At 47.3% G+C, this 16311-nt stretch carries 18 protein-coding genes; 12 read left to right on the forward strand and 6 right to left on the reverse strand.

Annotation, left to right across the window (positions count from 1 at the left end):
• Positions 1-46: 46 nt before the first annotated feature.
• From B2751_RS06805 to B2751_RS06830, 6 genes are all read left to right on the forward strand, one after another.
• The gene (locus B2751_RS06805) at positions 47-1180 is read left to right on the forward strand and encodes a YfbR-like 5'-deoxynucleotidase (RefSeq protein WP_290748306.1); all 1134 of its coding nucleotides are present in this window, start codon (positions 47-49) and stop codon (positions 1178-1180) included.
• Positions 1177-2379, forward strand: coding sequence for a multidrug effflux MFS transporter (locus tag B2751_RS06810; RefSeq protein ID WP_035411382.1), 1203 nt, complete (start codon positions 1177-1179; stop codon positions 2377-2379). The genes B2751_RS06805 and B2751_RS06810 overlap by 4 nt, the downstream gene beginning before the upstream one ends.
• Positions 2380-2530: 151 nt before the next feature.
• On the forward strand, positions 2531-2758 hold the full coding sequence (locus tag B2751_RS06815) for a hypothetical protein (protein WP_035411379.1): 228 nt from the start codon (positions 2531-2533) through the stop codon (positions 2756-2758).
• A complete protein-coding gene (locus B2751_RS06820; protein WP_035411376.1) occupies positions 2748-3269 on the forward strand; it encodes a hypothetical protein in 522 nt (173 codons plus the stop codon). The genes B2751_RS06815 and B2751_RS06820 overlap by 11 nt, the downstream gene beginning before the upstream one ends.
• Positions 3266-4786, forward strand: a complete 1521-nt coding sequence (locus B2751_RS06825) for a flotillin family protein (protein WP_029343201.1) — start codon at positions 3266-3268, stop codon at positions 4784-4786. The genes B2751_RS06820 and B2751_RS06825 overlap by 4 nt, the downstream gene beginning before the upstream one ends.
• 49 nt (positions 4787-4835) lie before the next feature.
• Positions 4836-5051: a hypothetical protein gene (locus B2751_RS06830; protein WP_290773752.1), complete on the forward strand. Its 216-nt coding sequence runs from the start codon at positions 4836-4838 to the stop codon at positions 5049-5051.
• Between the two features lie 62 nt (positions 5052-5113).
• On the opposite strand, the gene B2751_RS06835 is transcribed toward B2751_RS06830, so the two are convergent.
• Both B2751_RS06835 and B2751_RS06840 read right to left on the reverse strand, forming a co-directional pair.
• Entirely contained in the window at positions 5114-5962 is an 849-nt protein-coding gene (locus B2751_RS06835; protein ID WP_290773754.1) for a DegV family protein, read from the reverse strand.
• A gap of 16 nt (positions 5963-5978) precedes the next feature.
• Complete coding sequence (locus tag B2751_RS06840; protein WP_290748296.1) at positions 5979-6800, reverse strand: lipoate--protein ligase family protein; 822 nt, start codon at positions 6798-6800, stop codon at positions 5979-5981.
• Positions 6801-6945: 145 nt separating this feature from the next.
• Here B2751_RS06840 and B2751_RS06845 point away from each other — a divergent pair, with 145 nt between their 5' ends.
• The 3 genes from B2751_RS06845 to B2751_RS06855 all read left to right on the forward strand — a co-directional run bounded on the left by B2751_RS06845 (position 6946) and on the right by B2751_RS06855 (position 10408).
• Entirely contained in the window at positions 6946-8253 is a 1308-nt protein-coding gene (locus B2751_RS06845) for an HD domain-containing protein (protein WP_035411364.1), read from the forward strand.
• Positions 8250-9107 (forward strand): phosphotransferase family protein, encoded by an 858-nt coding sequence (locus B2751_RS06850; protein WP_290773757.1) that lies wholly within the window; start codon positions 8250-8252, stop codon positions 9105-9107. The genes B2751_RS06845 and B2751_RS06850 overlap by 4 nt, the downstream gene beginning before the upstream one ends.
• Before the next feature lie 122 nt (positions 9108-9229).
• Positions 9230-10408 (forward strand): NupC/NupG family nucleoside CNT transporter, encoded by a 1179-nt coding sequence (locus B2751_RS06855; RefSeq protein ID WP_056064376.1) that lies wholly within the window; start codon positions 9230-9232, stop codon positions 10406-10408.
• A 55-nt stretch (positions 10409-10463) separates the two neighbouring features.
• On the opposite strand, the gene B2751_RS06860 is transcribed toward B2751_RS06855, so the two are convergent.
• Entirely contained in the window at positions 10464-11108 is a 645-nt protein-coding gene (locus B2751_RS06860; RefSeq protein WP_290773759.1) for an NAD(P)-dependent oxidoreductase, read from the reverse strand.
• A 72-nt stretch (positions 11109-11180) separates the two neighbouring features.
• A complete protein-coding gene (locus tag B2751_RS06865; RefSeq protein WP_023466792.1) occupies positions 11181-11366 on the reverse strand; it encodes a 2-hydroxymuconate tautomerase in 186 nt (61 codons plus the stop codon).
• Positions 11367-11535: 169 nt separating this feature from the next.
• Between B2751_RS06865 and B2751_RS06870 the strand changes: the two genes are divergently transcribed.
• On the forward strand, positions 11536-12060 hold the full coding sequence (locus B2751_RS06870; RefSeq protein ID WP_035411354.1) for a hypothetical protein: 525 nt from the start codon (positions 11536-11538) through the stop codon (positions 12058-12060).
• Positions 12061-12125: 65 nt separating this feature from the next.
• Positions 12126-12620: a YwhD family protein gene (locus B2751_RS06875; RefSeq protein ID WP_023466794.1), complete on the forward strand. Its 495-nt coding sequence runs from the start codon at positions 12126-12128 to the stop codon at positions 12618-12620.
• Positions 12621-12655: 35 nt separating this feature from the next.
• Here B2751_RS06875 and B2751_RS06880 read toward each other — a convergent pair whose 3' ends face one another.
• Complete coding sequence (locus tag B2751_RS06880; protein ID WP_290773761.1) at positions 12656-13501, reverse strand: metallophosphoesterase; 846 nt, start codon at positions 13499-13501, stop codon at positions 12656-12658.
• 90 nt (positions 13502-13591) lie between these two features.
• Positions 13592-15148, reverse strand: coding sequence for a BCCT family transporter (locus B2751_RS06885; RefSeq protein WP_290773763.1), 1557 nt, complete (start codon positions 15146-15148; stop codon positions 13592-13594).
• 378 nt (positions 15149-15526) lie between these two features.
• Here B2751_RS06885 and B2751_RS06890 point away from each other — a divergent pair, with 378 nt between their 5' ends.
• The gene (locus B2751_RS06890) at positions 15527-16198 is read left to right on the forward strand and encodes an NAD(P)H-dependent oxidoreductase (RefSeq protein WP_290773765.1); all 672 of its coding nucleotides are present in this window, start codon (positions 15527-15529) and stop codon (positions 16196-16198) included.
• Positions 16199-16311: the final 113 nt, after the last annotated feature.

Genomic DNA, 16311 nt, shown 5'->3' on the forward strand with positions numbered 1-16311 from the left:
TGGCGGGCAGGGTACTCTCTGTCCGTCTTTCGTTAGGAGAGATTTTATGCAAAACGGTAATTTCATTCGGATGCTGACGCGGATGCAAAACGTTCCACGGTGGGATGAATATGCACCACGTTTTCCGGATAACGCAGCCAGTCATAGCTTTCGTGTTGCCTTATTCAGTTTGATGGCAAGCTATTTAGAAGAAGCAGACGGACAAACACCAGTCGACCGCCTGACATTGCTCGGAAAAGCCCTATTCCATGACATGAACGAGGTCATCACCGGACCAATCAAACACCGGACGAAAAAAGAGCCGACGTTACATGCACACATTCAGGCAATGGAACAACAGGCGAGTGAACAGCTCGTCGCCTTACTCTCGAAGTCGCTTCAACCAGCCTTTACGACGTATCTTGTTCATGCAGAGGATGATTCACCGGAAGGACGAATCGTTGAAGCCATCGATACGTTTGATGCGATGTTATATGCACGCCGGGAAGCACGGATGACAGAGTCCGTCTTTTTCGAACAAAAAGCAGCGGAATTACAGGCTGTTCTGGAACGACACCCACTCGCTTCAATCCGTCGCTTGACACAGTCGGTCATGGAAGAGGACGAGATGTCTCATTTTATCGAAAACGTCTTGATGATGGATACGATTCGGCGCTGGAAAGGACGTTTTAATACGATTGATGATAACGACGCGACACATGCGTTTCGTGCAGCTTCGCTTGGTATCTTCAATGGATTGATTGAATCAGAAAAATACGGCGTCACGATCGACATTGAAGAAGTCGTCTCCCGTCTCTTGTGCCATGATCTCGTTGAAGGAACGACAGGAGATGTTCTTGGACCTGTCAAACATGCGACGCCGGTCACGGCAGCAGCCTTCGAAGCTTATGAACGGGCAGAAGGAGAGACGTTGATCAACAATTTACCAGAAGACATCCGAGCACCGTTCCGTCGGTTCGTCGTTGAAGCAAAAGACGAGACGTACGAAGGGCAAATGGTCGATGTGATCGATAAACTCGATGCGTTGATCAAAATGAACATGGAACGAAAGTTAAATGGTGTCGAGTATGAGACCGGTTATCGGGCCCAACTTAAAAAGGTACAGATGACATATGAAAATCCATCGGTCGTCTTTTTCCTCGCTTATGTCTTGCATGATTTGGATTACGTGACGTCATGACAAAGACGACGATGACACCAGGCCGCTTGACGTTGATCTTGATCCTCGGTTCACTCGCTGCACTCGGACCGCTCTCGATCGACATGTATCTACCTGCTTTTCCGGATATGTCACGCTCGTTTGATGCGAGTGCGTCACTGATCCAATTGAGTTTGACGGCTTGTATGCTCGGAATGGCGCTCGGACAATTGATCGTTGGTCCGCTCAGTGATGTTCGTGGACGTAAGCGTCCGTTAATGATTGCTTTACTTGCGTATCTGCTCGCTTCTCTTGCGTGTGCGATGGCACCAACGATTGAAGTGTTGATTGCGCTGCGCTTCATCCAAGGGGCAGCCGGAGCGTCAGGAATTGTCATTTCCCGGGCAATCGTTCGTGATCTATTCGAAGGACCGGAATTAACGCGGTTCTTTGCTGCCTTGTCCCTCGTCAACGGAACGGCACCGATTCTAGCACCCGTCATCGGGGGACAGTTGCTTCGGTTCGGTGACTGGCATTTTGTCTTTTACTTGCTGGCGATTTTAAGTACGTTGATGTTGCTCGCTGTTGCACTGCGTTTGCCGGAAACACTTCCACTCGAAAGACGCGTTGAAGGGAATTTGACGACGACGTTGAAGACATTCGGACGTTTGTTGACGGACCGTGTCTTCATCGGCTATGCGTTTGCGCAAGCATTCGTCATGGGCGCGATGTTTGCCTACATCTCCGGTTCACCGTTCGTCTTACAAAATATTTATGGCGCTTCGCCGCAACAGTTCAGTTTTTTGTTCGGCTTAAACGGAATCGGAATCATTTTAGCGGCTCAAATCGCTGGACGTCTTGCTGGTCGAGTTGATTCAGAACGTCTGATGCGAATCAGCTTGACGGTTGTTGCGAGTGCAAGTATCTTTTTGTTCCTCGCTTTAACGTTAACGGACCAATTGATTTTCGTCATGATTCCACTTTTCTTCGTCGTCTCAAGCGTTGGTTTGATCTCAACGCTCGGTTTTACCTTAGCGATGCAAAACTACGGAGCAACGGCTGGAAGTGCCTCGGCACTTCTTGGTTTACTCCCGATGCTCGTCGGTTCGCTCGTGTCACCACTCGTCGGCATCATGGGGGAGCAATCGGCCGTTCCGATGGGGCTGATTATCATGACGCTTGATTGTTTGGCACTCGTCCTTTATTACGGACTAATCGTCCGACGTCCCGACCGCTCATAAATACTTGTTAGTCAAAAACGTTTGTCCTATTTATGGGACGAACGTTTTTTTATTTAATGAAAGGAAAAGAAATGGAATTCATTTTGAAACATTTTCTAGATGGTTTGCGTAGAAGAGGGAGAAAGCCAGTACTTCAGAAAGGAGTGGAGCGATGAAACAGGAGTTGCCGCGTGAACGAGAACCGTCGATTGAGGCAAGATTAGCACGTCATTTTGCCGCGCAAAAAAAATACTTACGTCGTCAAGAAGAGGCGATTGATCAGCGAGACAAAGAGTTGGCTCGTTTATTGTATGAAGAAAACCGGACTGCGTATCAGCGGGCTTATCACGAACTGTATGGTTCACATCCTTACATCGAGGTGAACGAAAATGGACGTTAGTACACTTTATTTATATGCGTTAGCGGCCGCTGCTTGTGGTGTGTTTGTGTCCATCCTATTCTCAGACGTCATTCCGGGTGTCGATCAAATTTTCCATCCTACGTTGATCTTATCTTTCGTCATCATCACGTCAGCGATCGGCTTCGGACTCGAACAACTGAGTCCGCTTGGTTCAATTTTGATTTTGATCATCAGCAGTGTCATCGCGTTGTTGGTGACGACGCTGATGCATATTTTTTTGTTCGTTCCGATGGCACAAGCCGAACAGTCGCTTGGATTTTCGGAACAGATGCTAGAAGGGCGCAGCGCAACCGTCATCGTGCCGATTCCGACTGAAGGGTATGGTGAAATTTTACTTGATGACGTCTCAGGACGTGTATCGAAGTCAGCCGTCCTGTTTGAAGGCCCTGCCTTACCACAAGGAACAAAAGTACTTGTTATCGAGATTAAACAAGGCGTCGCGTCTGTCGTGACGTACCCCCAACAATGGAAAAAGGAGATGTTTACATGAATCCAGTGTTAATCGTATCGATCGTTGCAGTCGCATTGATCGTTGCATTGATTGTCCTATTCATCACGAAGTACCGAACGGTTGGTCCGGAAGAAGCATTAATCGTATCCGGTAGTTATCTTGGAGGACGCAACGTTAATACCGATGAGTCCGGCAACCGGGTGAAGATTATTCGCGGCGGCGGAACATTCGTGTTACCTGTCTTCCAACAAGCAACACCACTGAGTTTGTTATCGAGTAAACTCGAAGTCACGACACCAGAAGTGTACACGGAGCAGGGTGTACCGGTCATGGCTGATGGAACAGCGATCATCAAGATTGGCAGTTCGATTTCTGAGATTGCAACAGCAGCAGAGCAGTTCCTCGGAAAATCAAAAGAAGAGCGTGAAGGGGAAGCGCGTGAAGTTCTTGAAGGGCATTTGCGTTCGATCCTCGGTTCGATGACAGTCGAAGAAATTTATAAGAACCGCGATAAGTTCTCGCAAGAAGTCCAGCGGGTCGCATCACAAGATCTGGCGAAGATGGGGCTCGTCATCGTTTCGTTTACGATCAAAGACGTCCGAGATAAAAATGGATACTTAGAATCACTCGGGAAACCACGGATTGCACAGGTGCGCCGGGATGCGGACATCGCAACGGCAGACGCGGAAAAAGAGACACGCATCAAACGAGCGGAAGCTTCAAAGGATGCGAAAAAAGCAGAACTCGAACGTGCAACGGAAATCGCTGAAGCGGAAAAAGAAAATCAGTTGAAGATGGCAGACTACCGCCGCGAACAAGATATCGCGAAGGCGAAAGCCGACCAAGCGTATGATCTTGAGAATGCACGTGCACAACAAGAAGTCACCGAGCAACAGATGCAAATCAAAATCATTGAGCGTCAAAAACAAATCGAGCTCGAAGAACGAGAAATCCTCCGTCGTGAGAAACAATACGATGCGGAAGTCAAAAAACGTGCCGATGCCGATCGTTACTCGATTGAGCAAGCTGCCCAAGCGGACCGTGCGAAGCAATATGCGGAAGCAGATGCAACGAAATACCGGATTGAAGCATCGGCAAAAGCGGATGCAGAACGAATTCGTCTGGATGGTCTTGCAAAAGCGGACGCTGAGCGAGCACAAGGGGAAACAGAAGCAGACATCATTCGTTTGAAAGGTCTTGCCGAAGCGGAAGCGAAAGAAAAAATCGCGCAGGCGTTCGAACAATTCGGACAAGCAGCAATCCTTGACATGGTCATTCGGATGATGCCAGAGTACGCGAAAGAGATTGCAGCACCACTCGGTAACATCGATAAGATCACGGTCGTCGATACAGGTAGTGGTGAAGGTGGCGGTGCGAACCGTGTCACAGGGTACGCAACGGATTTGATGGCGTCACTGCAAGAGACGTTAAAAGCGTCGTCAGGATTAGATGTCAAAGAGTTGATCGAGAACTTCTCTGGTAAAGGAACAGCAAAGCCGTTAACGGTCAACTTGAATTCTCATGATGCGGTAGCAGCGTCGAAAACAGAAGACTGATATCATTACTATGTACTAGTAGAAGTAGTTTCTGAAAGGATATCTCATCATGGATGGTTTAGCGTTACTGCAAGAGCGTTGGATGTTGTTGCTCCCGTTCGTTGTCGTCTTCTTGATCAACGTCGGGTTATTGACAGCCCTTCTAAAGAAGCGAAATGATTTACCGAAGATGCTGGTCTTCGGAATGGGTGGGATGGCGATCGTGTTCATCGTCTCCTCGCTCGGCTTAAGCGTAGCACTGCTATTCTTCGGCTATAATTCCTAAAAAAACGGGACAGACTCGATTAAGAGTCTGTCCCGTTTTAAATGAAGTAAGAATGAATACTGTTAACGTGGAAGGTCGTAACCAATGACGACGAGTCCCGGTCCAGTATGTGAACCGATGGCTGCGCCGGCGATCGTCAAGATGACTTCGCTTGGTGAGAATTGTGCTTCAATCAATTGTTTTAACTGTTCTGCCCGTTCGATCGAATCCCCGTGACCAATCATGATTCGGTGTCCGTCAATCGCAGGACGTGCTTCTTCCATCCACTCGACGATCCGGTTCATGACCTTTTTCTGACCTCGGATTTTTTCTTTCGGAATCAGCTTCCCATCTTCGACGGTCAACAGTGGCAAGATCGATAGGAGACCACCAATGAAAGCGCTAGCTCGCGAAACGCGTCCACCGCGCATCAAATATTCGAGTGATTCGACTGTAAACAGATGACGAATCGTATTCACCTTGGCTTCAGCGTAAACCACTGTTTCTTCAAACGAATGCGTTTGTGCATACTCTGCAACGTCGAGAACGAATAGTCCTTGTCCCGTTGAAGCGGTTTTCGTATCGAGCACGAGATAGGGGACGTTCGGATATTTTTCGGCGAGTTCATCTGCGAGCATCTTCGCGGTTTGGTATGTTCCAGATAACTCACTTGAAAAAGCGAGATAGAGGAAGGGATCACCTTGTTCGAAGTGACGCGTGAACACCTCGACCATCCGGCTGACTTCTACTTGGAATGTCTTTGGTGCTGCGCCATCGCGCATCTTATCATACAGTTGTTTCGGAGATATCGATTCTCCGTCGAAGAACGTGTCTTCGTTGATCAATACGCCGAACGGCATGATCGTAAAATCATAAGCATCTAACATGTCTTTTGGTGCATCAGCACCACTGTCTGTGATCAATCGGATCATCACGTTCTCTCCTTTCTTAACCTAGGGCTTTTTCATTTCGATCAAGCATTCGACTCAAGTTGACACCGAACCGCTCGTTCTCGAGTTCCGTCAAAGTCGCTGGTGTTAAATCAGCACCGAGCGCAAGTAATGCCTCATAGGCACGACGTAAACATTCCTCAATCGTCAATGAGGTACCGAGTAATTCTTCAAGCGAAGCCATCGTTTCCGGGACGATGGTTGGATAGACGAATTTCGTCGCCTCGCCTTGAAGCGCTGCCGCGTAAAAGTCGCGGACTAAAGCGGCGCGCTGACTCCCGCTTCCGTTAACACAGAGGTAGATTTGAACGGCAACGCCACCGCGGACACGGCGCTGCGAGATACCGGCGAACTTTTTACCGGCGATCGACAGGTCGTAAGAACCGGGACAATACGATCCAACGACTTCACCGGCGACGATCGCGTCCGTTTCTTGAGCGAACATGCCACGGACGAGCGCAAGCATCGCTTCGTAACCACTGTCGATATCGATGCCGCCACGTTCGGGTAGGACTAACGAAATATTCAAGACACCGGCGTCAAGGACGACAGCAAGACCGCCTGAGTTACGGACGACGGGCGAAAAACCATGTTCGTGCAAAACAGCTACGCCGTCTGCGAGGTGAGGAAGGCGGGCATCCTGGATGCCGAGGACGACAGTTTCGTGGTGAATCCAAGATCGGAGTGCAGCTCCTTCTGTTGCAACGGAAGCGCATAATGTGTCGTCCATCGCAAACGATTGTGTCGCATGAAAAGCAGTTCCGAGTGACGTTTGATCAAAAATACGATAATGTTCTTGTTTTAAGAGTTCGATTCCCATAGGCTCGTTCCTTTATTGTAGATTTGCGACATCATTATAGCACAGGGTGTATAAAGTTTCTGTGCGAAGCGCCGCAGGAGACAGGAATCCTTGGAGACAAAACCGAACAACAACGACATAGACACGATTTAAAGGAGAGAAACATATGTATCAATCATTAGGTCAATTAAAGGAAACGAAGGTCTTCAAAGATCCTGTTCATCGGTATATCTATGTCAGTGATCAGTTGATTTGGCAATTGATCGGTACACGTGAGTTTCAACGACTACGTCGAATCAAACAACTGGGAACATCCTTTTTGACGTTTCATGGGGCGGAACACACGCGATTCCATCATTCACTCGGCGTCTATGAGATCACGCGCCAACTGATCGACGTCTTTAACGGTCGCGCCGATTGGGATGATCAGTACCGGGAGTTGACGCTGGCTGCGGCACTCTTACACGATGTTGGTCATGGTCCGTTTTCGCACGCGTTCGAGAATGTCTTCGGTGTCAACCATGAAACGTGGACAGAGCGAATCATCCTCGGGGATACGGAAATCAAGAAAGTTCTCGACCAAGTGGGAGAGGGATTCGCGGAAGAAGTGGCGTCGATCATCAATAAAACGCACCCGAATCAACTGCTCGTCACGATGATCAGCTCTCAACTCGACGTTGATCGAATGGATTATTTATTACGCGATGCGCACTTTGCTGGCGTCAGCTACGGAAAATTTGATCTTGAGCGAATGCTTCGGGTATTGCGTCCGGCGCCGAATCAAATGGTCGTCAAGCAGTCCGGGATGCATTCGATTGAAGACTACATCATGCGTCGGTATCAGATGTATTGGCAAGTCTACCTGCATCCGGTGACACGATCGAGTGATTACCTATTAAAAGCCATTCTCGAACGAGCACAGGAGCTGTACCTTTCCGGTTATCCGTTTGCGATTGCACCGATTCATTTAATGCCGCTGTTTGATCAGAAGATGGAGTTGCGTGATTTCCTTGGACTCGATGAGACGATCGTCTACTTCTATTTTCAGCAGTGGGCGAACGAACAGGATCCTATCCTTTCTGATCTATCAGAAAGATTCGTTGACCGAAAGTTGTTCAAGTATGTTGATTACCCTGCTGAAAAACGTGAACTCGTCCATGAAAAATTATGCGAGCTGTTTGACGCGATCGGCTTGAATCCGACGTATTATCTGCTAGAAGATAAACTCAGTCGTCTTCCTTACGATTTATATGGAGATAATGGTGAAATCAGCAAACAACCGATCATGCTACAGATGAAGGGTGGGCAGATGAAAGAGATTTCGCAAGTTTCACCGCTCGTTCAAGCCATCGCGACGTCACGCCAAACGGATGAGAAGCTGTTCTTCCCGCAAGAAATTTTGCACGACTTGCGCGAACATGCGAATGAGAAGATGCAAATCGACCAGTTATTGATTGGTAATGTGACATCATGATATCGTCCGTTGTCCTTACGAAAATCTTGCAACAGCTTGGACAGGAGGGAGGAGAGGTCGAAGTCTTAAAAGGCGCGACATCCTCCCTTGTTTTTCGGGTCGGTGAGGGAATTCTTCGCGTCCATACGAATCAGGATTGGCTACATGAGGAGCCTGATCTTGTCTTGCACGAGGTGTTTGCGTTACGAGCAGCAGGTGACTTAGCACCAGATGTGTTGGACTATCAAACAGATGTTAGGGACGAAATACCGCCTTGGTTATATATGACGCGTTCACCGGGAGAGATCCGGCTTGATCAGGTGGATGAGCAATATGTCGAACGACTAGCACAGATGCTTGTGGCAATCCATACACTGCCCGTACCAGAATCTCTTTATGTCTATCAGCCGTATGCGTCGGAACGTTACGTTCCGACGTGGACGCAGCATCCGGAGAGATGGCGTCAGCTACTGGCGGTCGAACCGATCGAAAGTCAAACAATCCGATTTATTCATCGGGATTTCCATCCGGTCAATGTGTTATACGAAATGGATGGAACGTGTCATACGATTGATTGGATTAATGCGTGTTTAGGTCCCATTGAAGTCGACCTTGCGCATTGTCGTTTGAATCTTGCCTTGCTCGAATCCGTCGAGATGGCGGATCATTTTTTAAAAAGTTACCTTAAACAGACGAACCGTTTGTACGATCACGCGTGGGATATTCGAGCTGTTTTTGATTTTGGACCTGAAACAATTGACGTCTATTCGGGGTGGAAAGCATATGGAAGGCAAAACCTCAGTCAGGACAATGTTCGGGAACGCTTGGAAAAGTTTGTCTTGAAAGTCTATGAAAATAACGAAAGCGGTTACTAAATGAACTTTTTCTCTTGTAGTTCTTCGAAATATTGATTATTCTATTACTTGGAAAGAGATTAAACGTCAGACATCGTACGAATGTACAACTGATAAACAACTAATAGATAGAGGGGTACTTCATGAAATATCTTATCGCACTACTCGGACTGGCTATCGTTTTCGGCTTGGCACTCCTTGTCAGCAGCAATCGTAAAGGCATCAAATTGAAACCGCTTGCGGTCATGCTAGTTCTTCAGCTCGTACTTGGGTTCATTTTACTCAATACATCGTTCGGATATATCGTCATTCGTGGCGTCGCGAAAGTCTTTGAAAAACTGCTGAGTTATGCGGCAATCGGGATTGATTTCGTCTTTGGTGGACTAGCGAACGAAGGTGCACAACCGTTCTTCATTAACGTCTTGCTACCAATCGTTTTCATCTCTGCCTTGATCGGAATTTTGCAATTCACAAAGATTTTACCGATCTTGATGCGCGGAATTGGTTTCGTCTTGTCGAAAATCAACGGGATGGGGCGTCTCGAGTCTTACAACGCGGTTGCTTCAGCTGCGATCGGACAATCAGAAGTATTCATCACAGTAAAAAAACAAATTGGTCAATTACCAGCAAACCGTCTTTACACATTGTGTGCATCAGCAATGTCGACGGTTTCGATGTCAATCGTCGGTGCGTACATGACGATGGTAGAACCAAAATATGTCGTTACAGCAATCGTCTTGAACTTGTTCGGTGGTTTCATGATCGTCTCAATCATCAACCCATACACGGTTGACCCGGAAGAAGATATTCTTGAAATCGTCGAAGAGAAGCAAACGTTCTTCGAAATGCTCGGCGAATACATCATGGATGGATTCAAAGTCGCAATCATCGTTGGTGCGATGTTGATCGGTTACAATGCTTTGATCGGAATGGTCAACGATATCTTCCTGATGGTTCTCGGTATCTCGTTCCAAGAAATTCTCGGATACATCTTTGCACCATTCGCATTCATCATGGGTGTTCCATGGGCGGAAGCCGTCAGTGCCGGTAGTGTCATGGCAACGAAATTGATCACGAATGAATTTGTCGCGATGTTAAGCCTTCCTGAGTACACGAAAGAGTTCTCGGAACGTACACTCGGAATCGTTTCTGTCTTCTTGATCTCGTTCGCGAACTTCTCGTCGATCGGAATCATCGCTGGTGCGGTTAAAGGATTGAATGATCGCCAAGGAAGCGTTGCAGCTAGTTTTGGTTTGAAATTACTGTATGGTGCAACTCTCGTCAGCGTCTTGACGTCAATCGTCGTCAGCGTCTTGCTGTAATCGTTACACATGTAAAAGAGCAATGGATCAGCAGATCCATTGCTCTTTTTGTCTATTATTTCGTTTCACCGTGCGAAGCAATTCCGACACGGACGCGATGGTGGGTTCCGTCACGGTAGACTTCGTAAGCGAACTGCGCAACGTTCTCCCGGGGAACCGGTCCTGTCGATGCAGTGAAGCGTGTCGTCTCAATCAACAAGTCGTCAGCATCAAGTGCTTTATCTTCCGTCAATTGTGTTGGGCAGATGACGGTGAAGTCGACGTCTGCATCTTTTAAAGTTAAATAAGCTTTCAGGTGATCCTCTGCTGCGATTGTCGAGCGGCGACGGGATTCACTCGATTGGAAACGATACTTTCCAGGTTCTTCTGACGCATCGAGAATACCTGCTGTACCAATGAAGACGATCCGTTCGATGCCTGCTTCCTTCATCTTGGTGACGAGATGTGGAATTGCTGTCGAGAGAACCTGCTGTTGATCGGTACCGAGACAACTGAAGACAGCGGTACTTCCTGCGAGTGCTTGTTCAAGATCGTCCGGGTTTGTCGCGTCTCCCGTCAGGATATGAAGGCGATCGTGAACTGGTAAGTCCGATGACGCGGAACGCACGAGTGCTTGGACATCGTAGCCATCTTTTAATAAACGATCGATTAGAGGGCGACCCGTTCGACCGGTCGCACCAAGTACAGTAACAGTAGTCATAAGAATTCCTCCTTGGAGATCAAGTAGATGGGAAAAAGAGACGTGCGGTAACGACCGGACGTCTCTTATTGATTATTTATCTGCAAACATGACGCCAGCTTGACCATAATCTGTTTTTTCCATCTCTTCGATGAAGACCGTGATGTTTTCTTTTGGAGCATTTGTCGTTTCCGATACCGCTTCCGTGACTTTTTCAATCAAGGCGCGTTTTTGTTCGACTGTACGACCCGATAACATTTTAACCGTGACATATGGCATGACTTCATTTCCCCCTCTAGCATGATGACGATACGCCATCAGTATAGCGCATTCGATAGGGGATTCGTCAATTCGAACATCGTTTTCGAAAAAGAAGGGTATAAGGTAGGAGCTATTCTTGTCGGAAGCGAAGGTAGTCATACACATACGGCAGAAAAGGAGAGACATAATGGACGCGATCATACGAAAAAAAATTCATACGCTACTGATTTTTGATCGGACGTTACCAGAAGATACAGCTTATCCATTGTCTGGCCCTAAAGGACTCGAGGTTGCAGATATCGTCTTTGAACAGAACATCCCGTTCGGTCGACTCGTAACGGATAAAGAACTCGCTCAACTGCTGAATCAAAAAGAAGCAAAGCGATACGGGATGCTGACATTGCTTGAGGACGATGTACGTTTCAAACCGTTATTTCAAAATCGAAAACCGACAGCCGACATGGAAGAAGAGGTTGAGGCAAAGGTGCGAGAACTGGCGCATCAGTTACGTGCGATTCGGTCGCGGTGTTCTTCGCTGGAACGTCTCTTTTTATTCGGTCGTGCAGCGCAAACCCTGTTTGATCGTGCTTTGCTTCATCTCGAAGAGGTCAATCCCCCAGCCCACGAGGAGATTGCATCCATGACGTGTTATCGTCTCCCGACGATTCGCCGAGCGACAGAGGATCAATTACAGCTACTCCGTTACGAGTGACTGGTTGCAGACACCTCGGAATGCGGTATGATAGAAGCAACAGGAATAAAAGGGGACAAAACACGATGGAAAAAAAGATTAACTTCAATATCATTTCAGATAACTCTACAGACGGTCACGGAGGATTCGGTGTCGGAACACTCAGTTTAAATAGTATGTCACCAGTCATCATTTCTCCGGAAGACGGCGAAGCTTACATTGATATGGGTGCGATGCACGCAAAAGCAGCAATCGAGAAACGCGTCAAGTTCACGACGGATAAAGCCGATACGCCAAACGGTAAACTGTACTGGATCGTCTGGGTGACAGTCGGTCGTAAACCTGAAGGCTTCTATTACGGTGGTGTGGCTGCTTGTGATCTGCTAGTCGATGCAGAAGCACGGCGCGGATTCAAGATTCTCGCTGATCACGTCAATAAGATGGATAAATCTCTCAAAGGACGGATCGTCGTAGATCACATGGATGAGCGTTCAAAGGAATTGTTACGTGATTTCTTGCAGACTCATAAACCTGAGATGTGGGAAAATGCTGATGCTGCTTTACATGAAGCGTTGGTCTAAATAAAAGAACGTGTGCCGCGGCACACGTTCTTTTTTCATGGTCGTTTCAGCGTCAAGACGACGAGTTCTGGATGATTGAACAGACGAAACGGAAACAGGCTGTTCCCGAGACCACGACTGACGATCAGTTCCGTCTGCTGTTCCTGATAGCGGCCTGCCGTTACGATTGGAAAGAATCCTTGACCAGGCGCATACAGACCTTCCGTAAACGGTAAGCGGATCTGTCCGCCGTGGGCGTGACCGGATAAGACGAGATCAACGGAACGCTCTGCATACAAGGATTTATATTCCGGACGATGCGCAAGCAGGAGCTGGAACGCATCAGGCGATACGTCTTGCAGTGCTTGATCGAGACTTTGACGAATCCCATCCGGTTCTGATAGTCCTTCGCGCCAACGTGTCGTCGTCGGATCATCGATACCGAGTAACGAAATCGATTGTCCTTTATACTCGATGACACGCGTTTCATTCCGAAGAACGGTGACACCGAGCTGCTCAAGATTCGGTAAAATCGTTAAATTTCGTCGGACTTCATGATTCCCGGTGACGAAGTAGACAGGGTATCGATCGACGAGCGCTTTCATGAGTGTAAGGCCAGCTTCTTCTCCGTTTCGCCTCGAGTCAATCAAATCGCCAGTCATGACGACGAGATCTGGTGATTTACGACTAATTTTTTTTAATAGTCGTTTTTGATCCGATCCGAACGTTTTGCCATGTAAGTCGGCGATTTGAACGACGCGATAGCCATCAAATGATTTTGGCAAGCGACCCGACGTCACTGTGATCTCTGAGACGTCGATGACGTTATTTTCACGATATAAAAACCAACTACCTAGAGCGAGAATCCCAAGGGATACGAGCCAACGTGTACGTTTTCGCATGAGTCACCTCATTTCTTTCTGTTCAGCATAATTCAGGATAACAAAAAAGACCTCCTTCCGTATGCGACGGAAGGAGGAGTTCAAAACAATTTAAGCATCTTGCTTCAAATCAGTTACTTCTTTTTGGGCATCAGGTTCATCTGATAACTCCTTAAATAGAGCGATAATCATCATACCGACGACGAAGATGAACGGAAAGGCGGCAAGAACTGAAGCAGCCTGCAAGGCGCTCAATCCTCCGGCATAAAGTAAGACAGCGGCAATCGAAGACTGGAGAACACCCCAAGCGAGCTTAATGCGTAAGCTTGGCATGAGACTACCACCAGACGAAAGCATCCCGAGAACATATGTCGCGGAGTCAGCCGAAGTAATGAAGAACGTCGTGATCAAGAAGACAGCGACGATACTGAGGAATGTGCCTAATCCACCGAATGTCTCAAACAAAGCGAACATGCCGGTTTCGACTCCTTTATCGTTAATCGTCGTGATCAAATTGACGTTTTGGAACAGTTCATTCCAAATTGCTGATCCGCCAAAAACAGAGAACCAAAGCAATCCGAAAATCGTTGGGACGAGCATGATTCCGATGACGAACTCACGAATCGTTCGTCCCTTCGAGACACGAGCAATAAACGTACCGACGAATGGTGACCATGAAATCCACCACGCCCAGTAGAAGATCGTCCAATCGTTGATCCAGCCGCGTTCATCTGGATTAAAAGCAGATGTGCGGAAGCTCATGACTGGTAAATTTTGCAGATAAGCTCCTGTCGTTTGGACGAAGAGGTCCATGATGAAACTAAACGGTCCGAGGAAAAGGACGGCGACCATCAATAGAACAGCAAGAACAATGTTGGCGTTACTGAGACGAACGATTCCTTTATCAAGACCAGATGCGGCACTCATCATATAAAGGACCGAGACGATCACGATAATGATCATTTGTGTAGCAAATGAGTTCGGAATACTACTTGTCAAGAAGTTCAGTCCACCTGAGATTTGTTGCGCACCGAGACCAAGTGACGTCGCGACACCGAACGCCGTTGCGACGATGGCGAGTACTTCGACGGTACCTTTACCGGCTGAAGCGAACTGAGGCTTCATCAATGAAGCGACCGTGTCGCCAATCGTAGCAGGACGTCCTTTTCGGAATGTCGAGTACGCGATGGCAAGTCCGACGATCGCATACAAGGCCCACGGATGTAATCCCCAGTGGAAGAACGAATAGCGCATCGCGAGTCGTGCCGCTTCCGTCGGATCATCCGTTGCGACCGGCGGTGTATGGAAATGCGTCAAAGGCTCTGAGACACCCCAGAAGACAAGACCAATTCCCATACCAGCGCTGAAGAGCATGGCAAACCAAGAAATGAGACCATATTCAGGTCGGTCCGAATCCTTACCGAGTCGGATGGAACCGAAGCGGGAAAAGATTAAAAAGATAGCAATGATTAAAAAAGCACTCATGCCGAGAAGATAAAGCCAGCCAAATCCGTCAGAGACAAAGGATTGTGCTTTAGCTGTGACATTTCCGAGACTAGCTGCACCGATTAGGGATTCCGGTAAGATTCCCCATATGGTAAAGAGCACACAGAAAATGACGGATACCATAAAGACTTTTGTAATCTTACTTTTTCGATTATTTTCCATCGTGTTCCACACCTTCTTTCGAATTTTACATGGTTGTTCTGTATCAAATGATGACAACGACATTATCATTACCCCGTGCATCCGATAACAAAACCTAATCACGCAGGGTACTACCGTAACAAACACTTTGGTGAAAAAGCAAATCGTTTGGGAAATGAAACCATAGAAACTAGGGAATTACCAGAGAGGAAAGGTGTAAAATGGCGGATAATCAAATGTTTAAAATGATTTTTAAATAGTGAAAGGAAAGACGTTAATATTCTTATTTCCCGTTTTACTTAAAAACTAACGTAATGCCTAATCTGAGCAAATCAGAGGCGGTCCGAAATTGGATTTGATATAACAAAAGCAGTCATCATTTTAAAGGAGGCATTTCTTATGGAAAAACAACAACAAAAACAAGCGATTCTCGAAGCATTTCAATCTCGTCATGCCACAAAGGCATTTAACGGTCAAATGATCCCAGAAGAGGATTTCCGTTTTATCTTGGAAACGGCGCGTCTGTCACCAAGCTCGTTCGGTTATGAGCCATGGAACATGCTCGTCATTCAAAATCCAGAAATCCGTGAAGCGCTTAAAGAAATTTCTTGGGGCGCACAAGGACAATTACCGACAGCGAGTCATTTCGTCTTGTTCCTCGCTCGGACAGGAGAACAAATGCAGATAGATGGACCGCATGTTACGCAGATGATGGATTTCCTTGGTTTATCTGAAGAAGCGAAAGCCGGACGGACGAAGCGATACGGTCTGTTTTTAAAGGAGGATTTCGCGATCGGTCATAACCCGAAAGCGATGGAAGACTGGGCAGCGAAACAAGCCTATATTGCACTCGGAAACATGATGTCGACGGCAGCACAAATCGGGATTGACTCCTGTCCAATCGAAGGGTTTGACCAACAAGCAGTCGAGCAATTACTCGTCGGTCGTGGACTGCTCGATCGTTCTGTTTTTACGGTTCCGGTCATGGTCGCATTTGGTTACCGGGCAGACGAACCGAAACGTGATAAGCAACGTCGCCCGCTTGATGAAATCGTAACGTTCGTCGAATAAACACGGAAGACAAAAATTTTCAAATTATATAGAAGTTTCTTTCGAAATTCGGTATACTCGCATTTGTATGATTAAGAAGCGCCGTAAACGCCACTCGCATACGAACAACTTTT

The organism is Exiguobacterium sp. UBA6282, assembly GCF_002440475.1.
GTDB lineage: Bacteria > Bacillota > Bacilli > Exiguobacteriales > Exiguobacteriaceae > Exiguobacterium_A.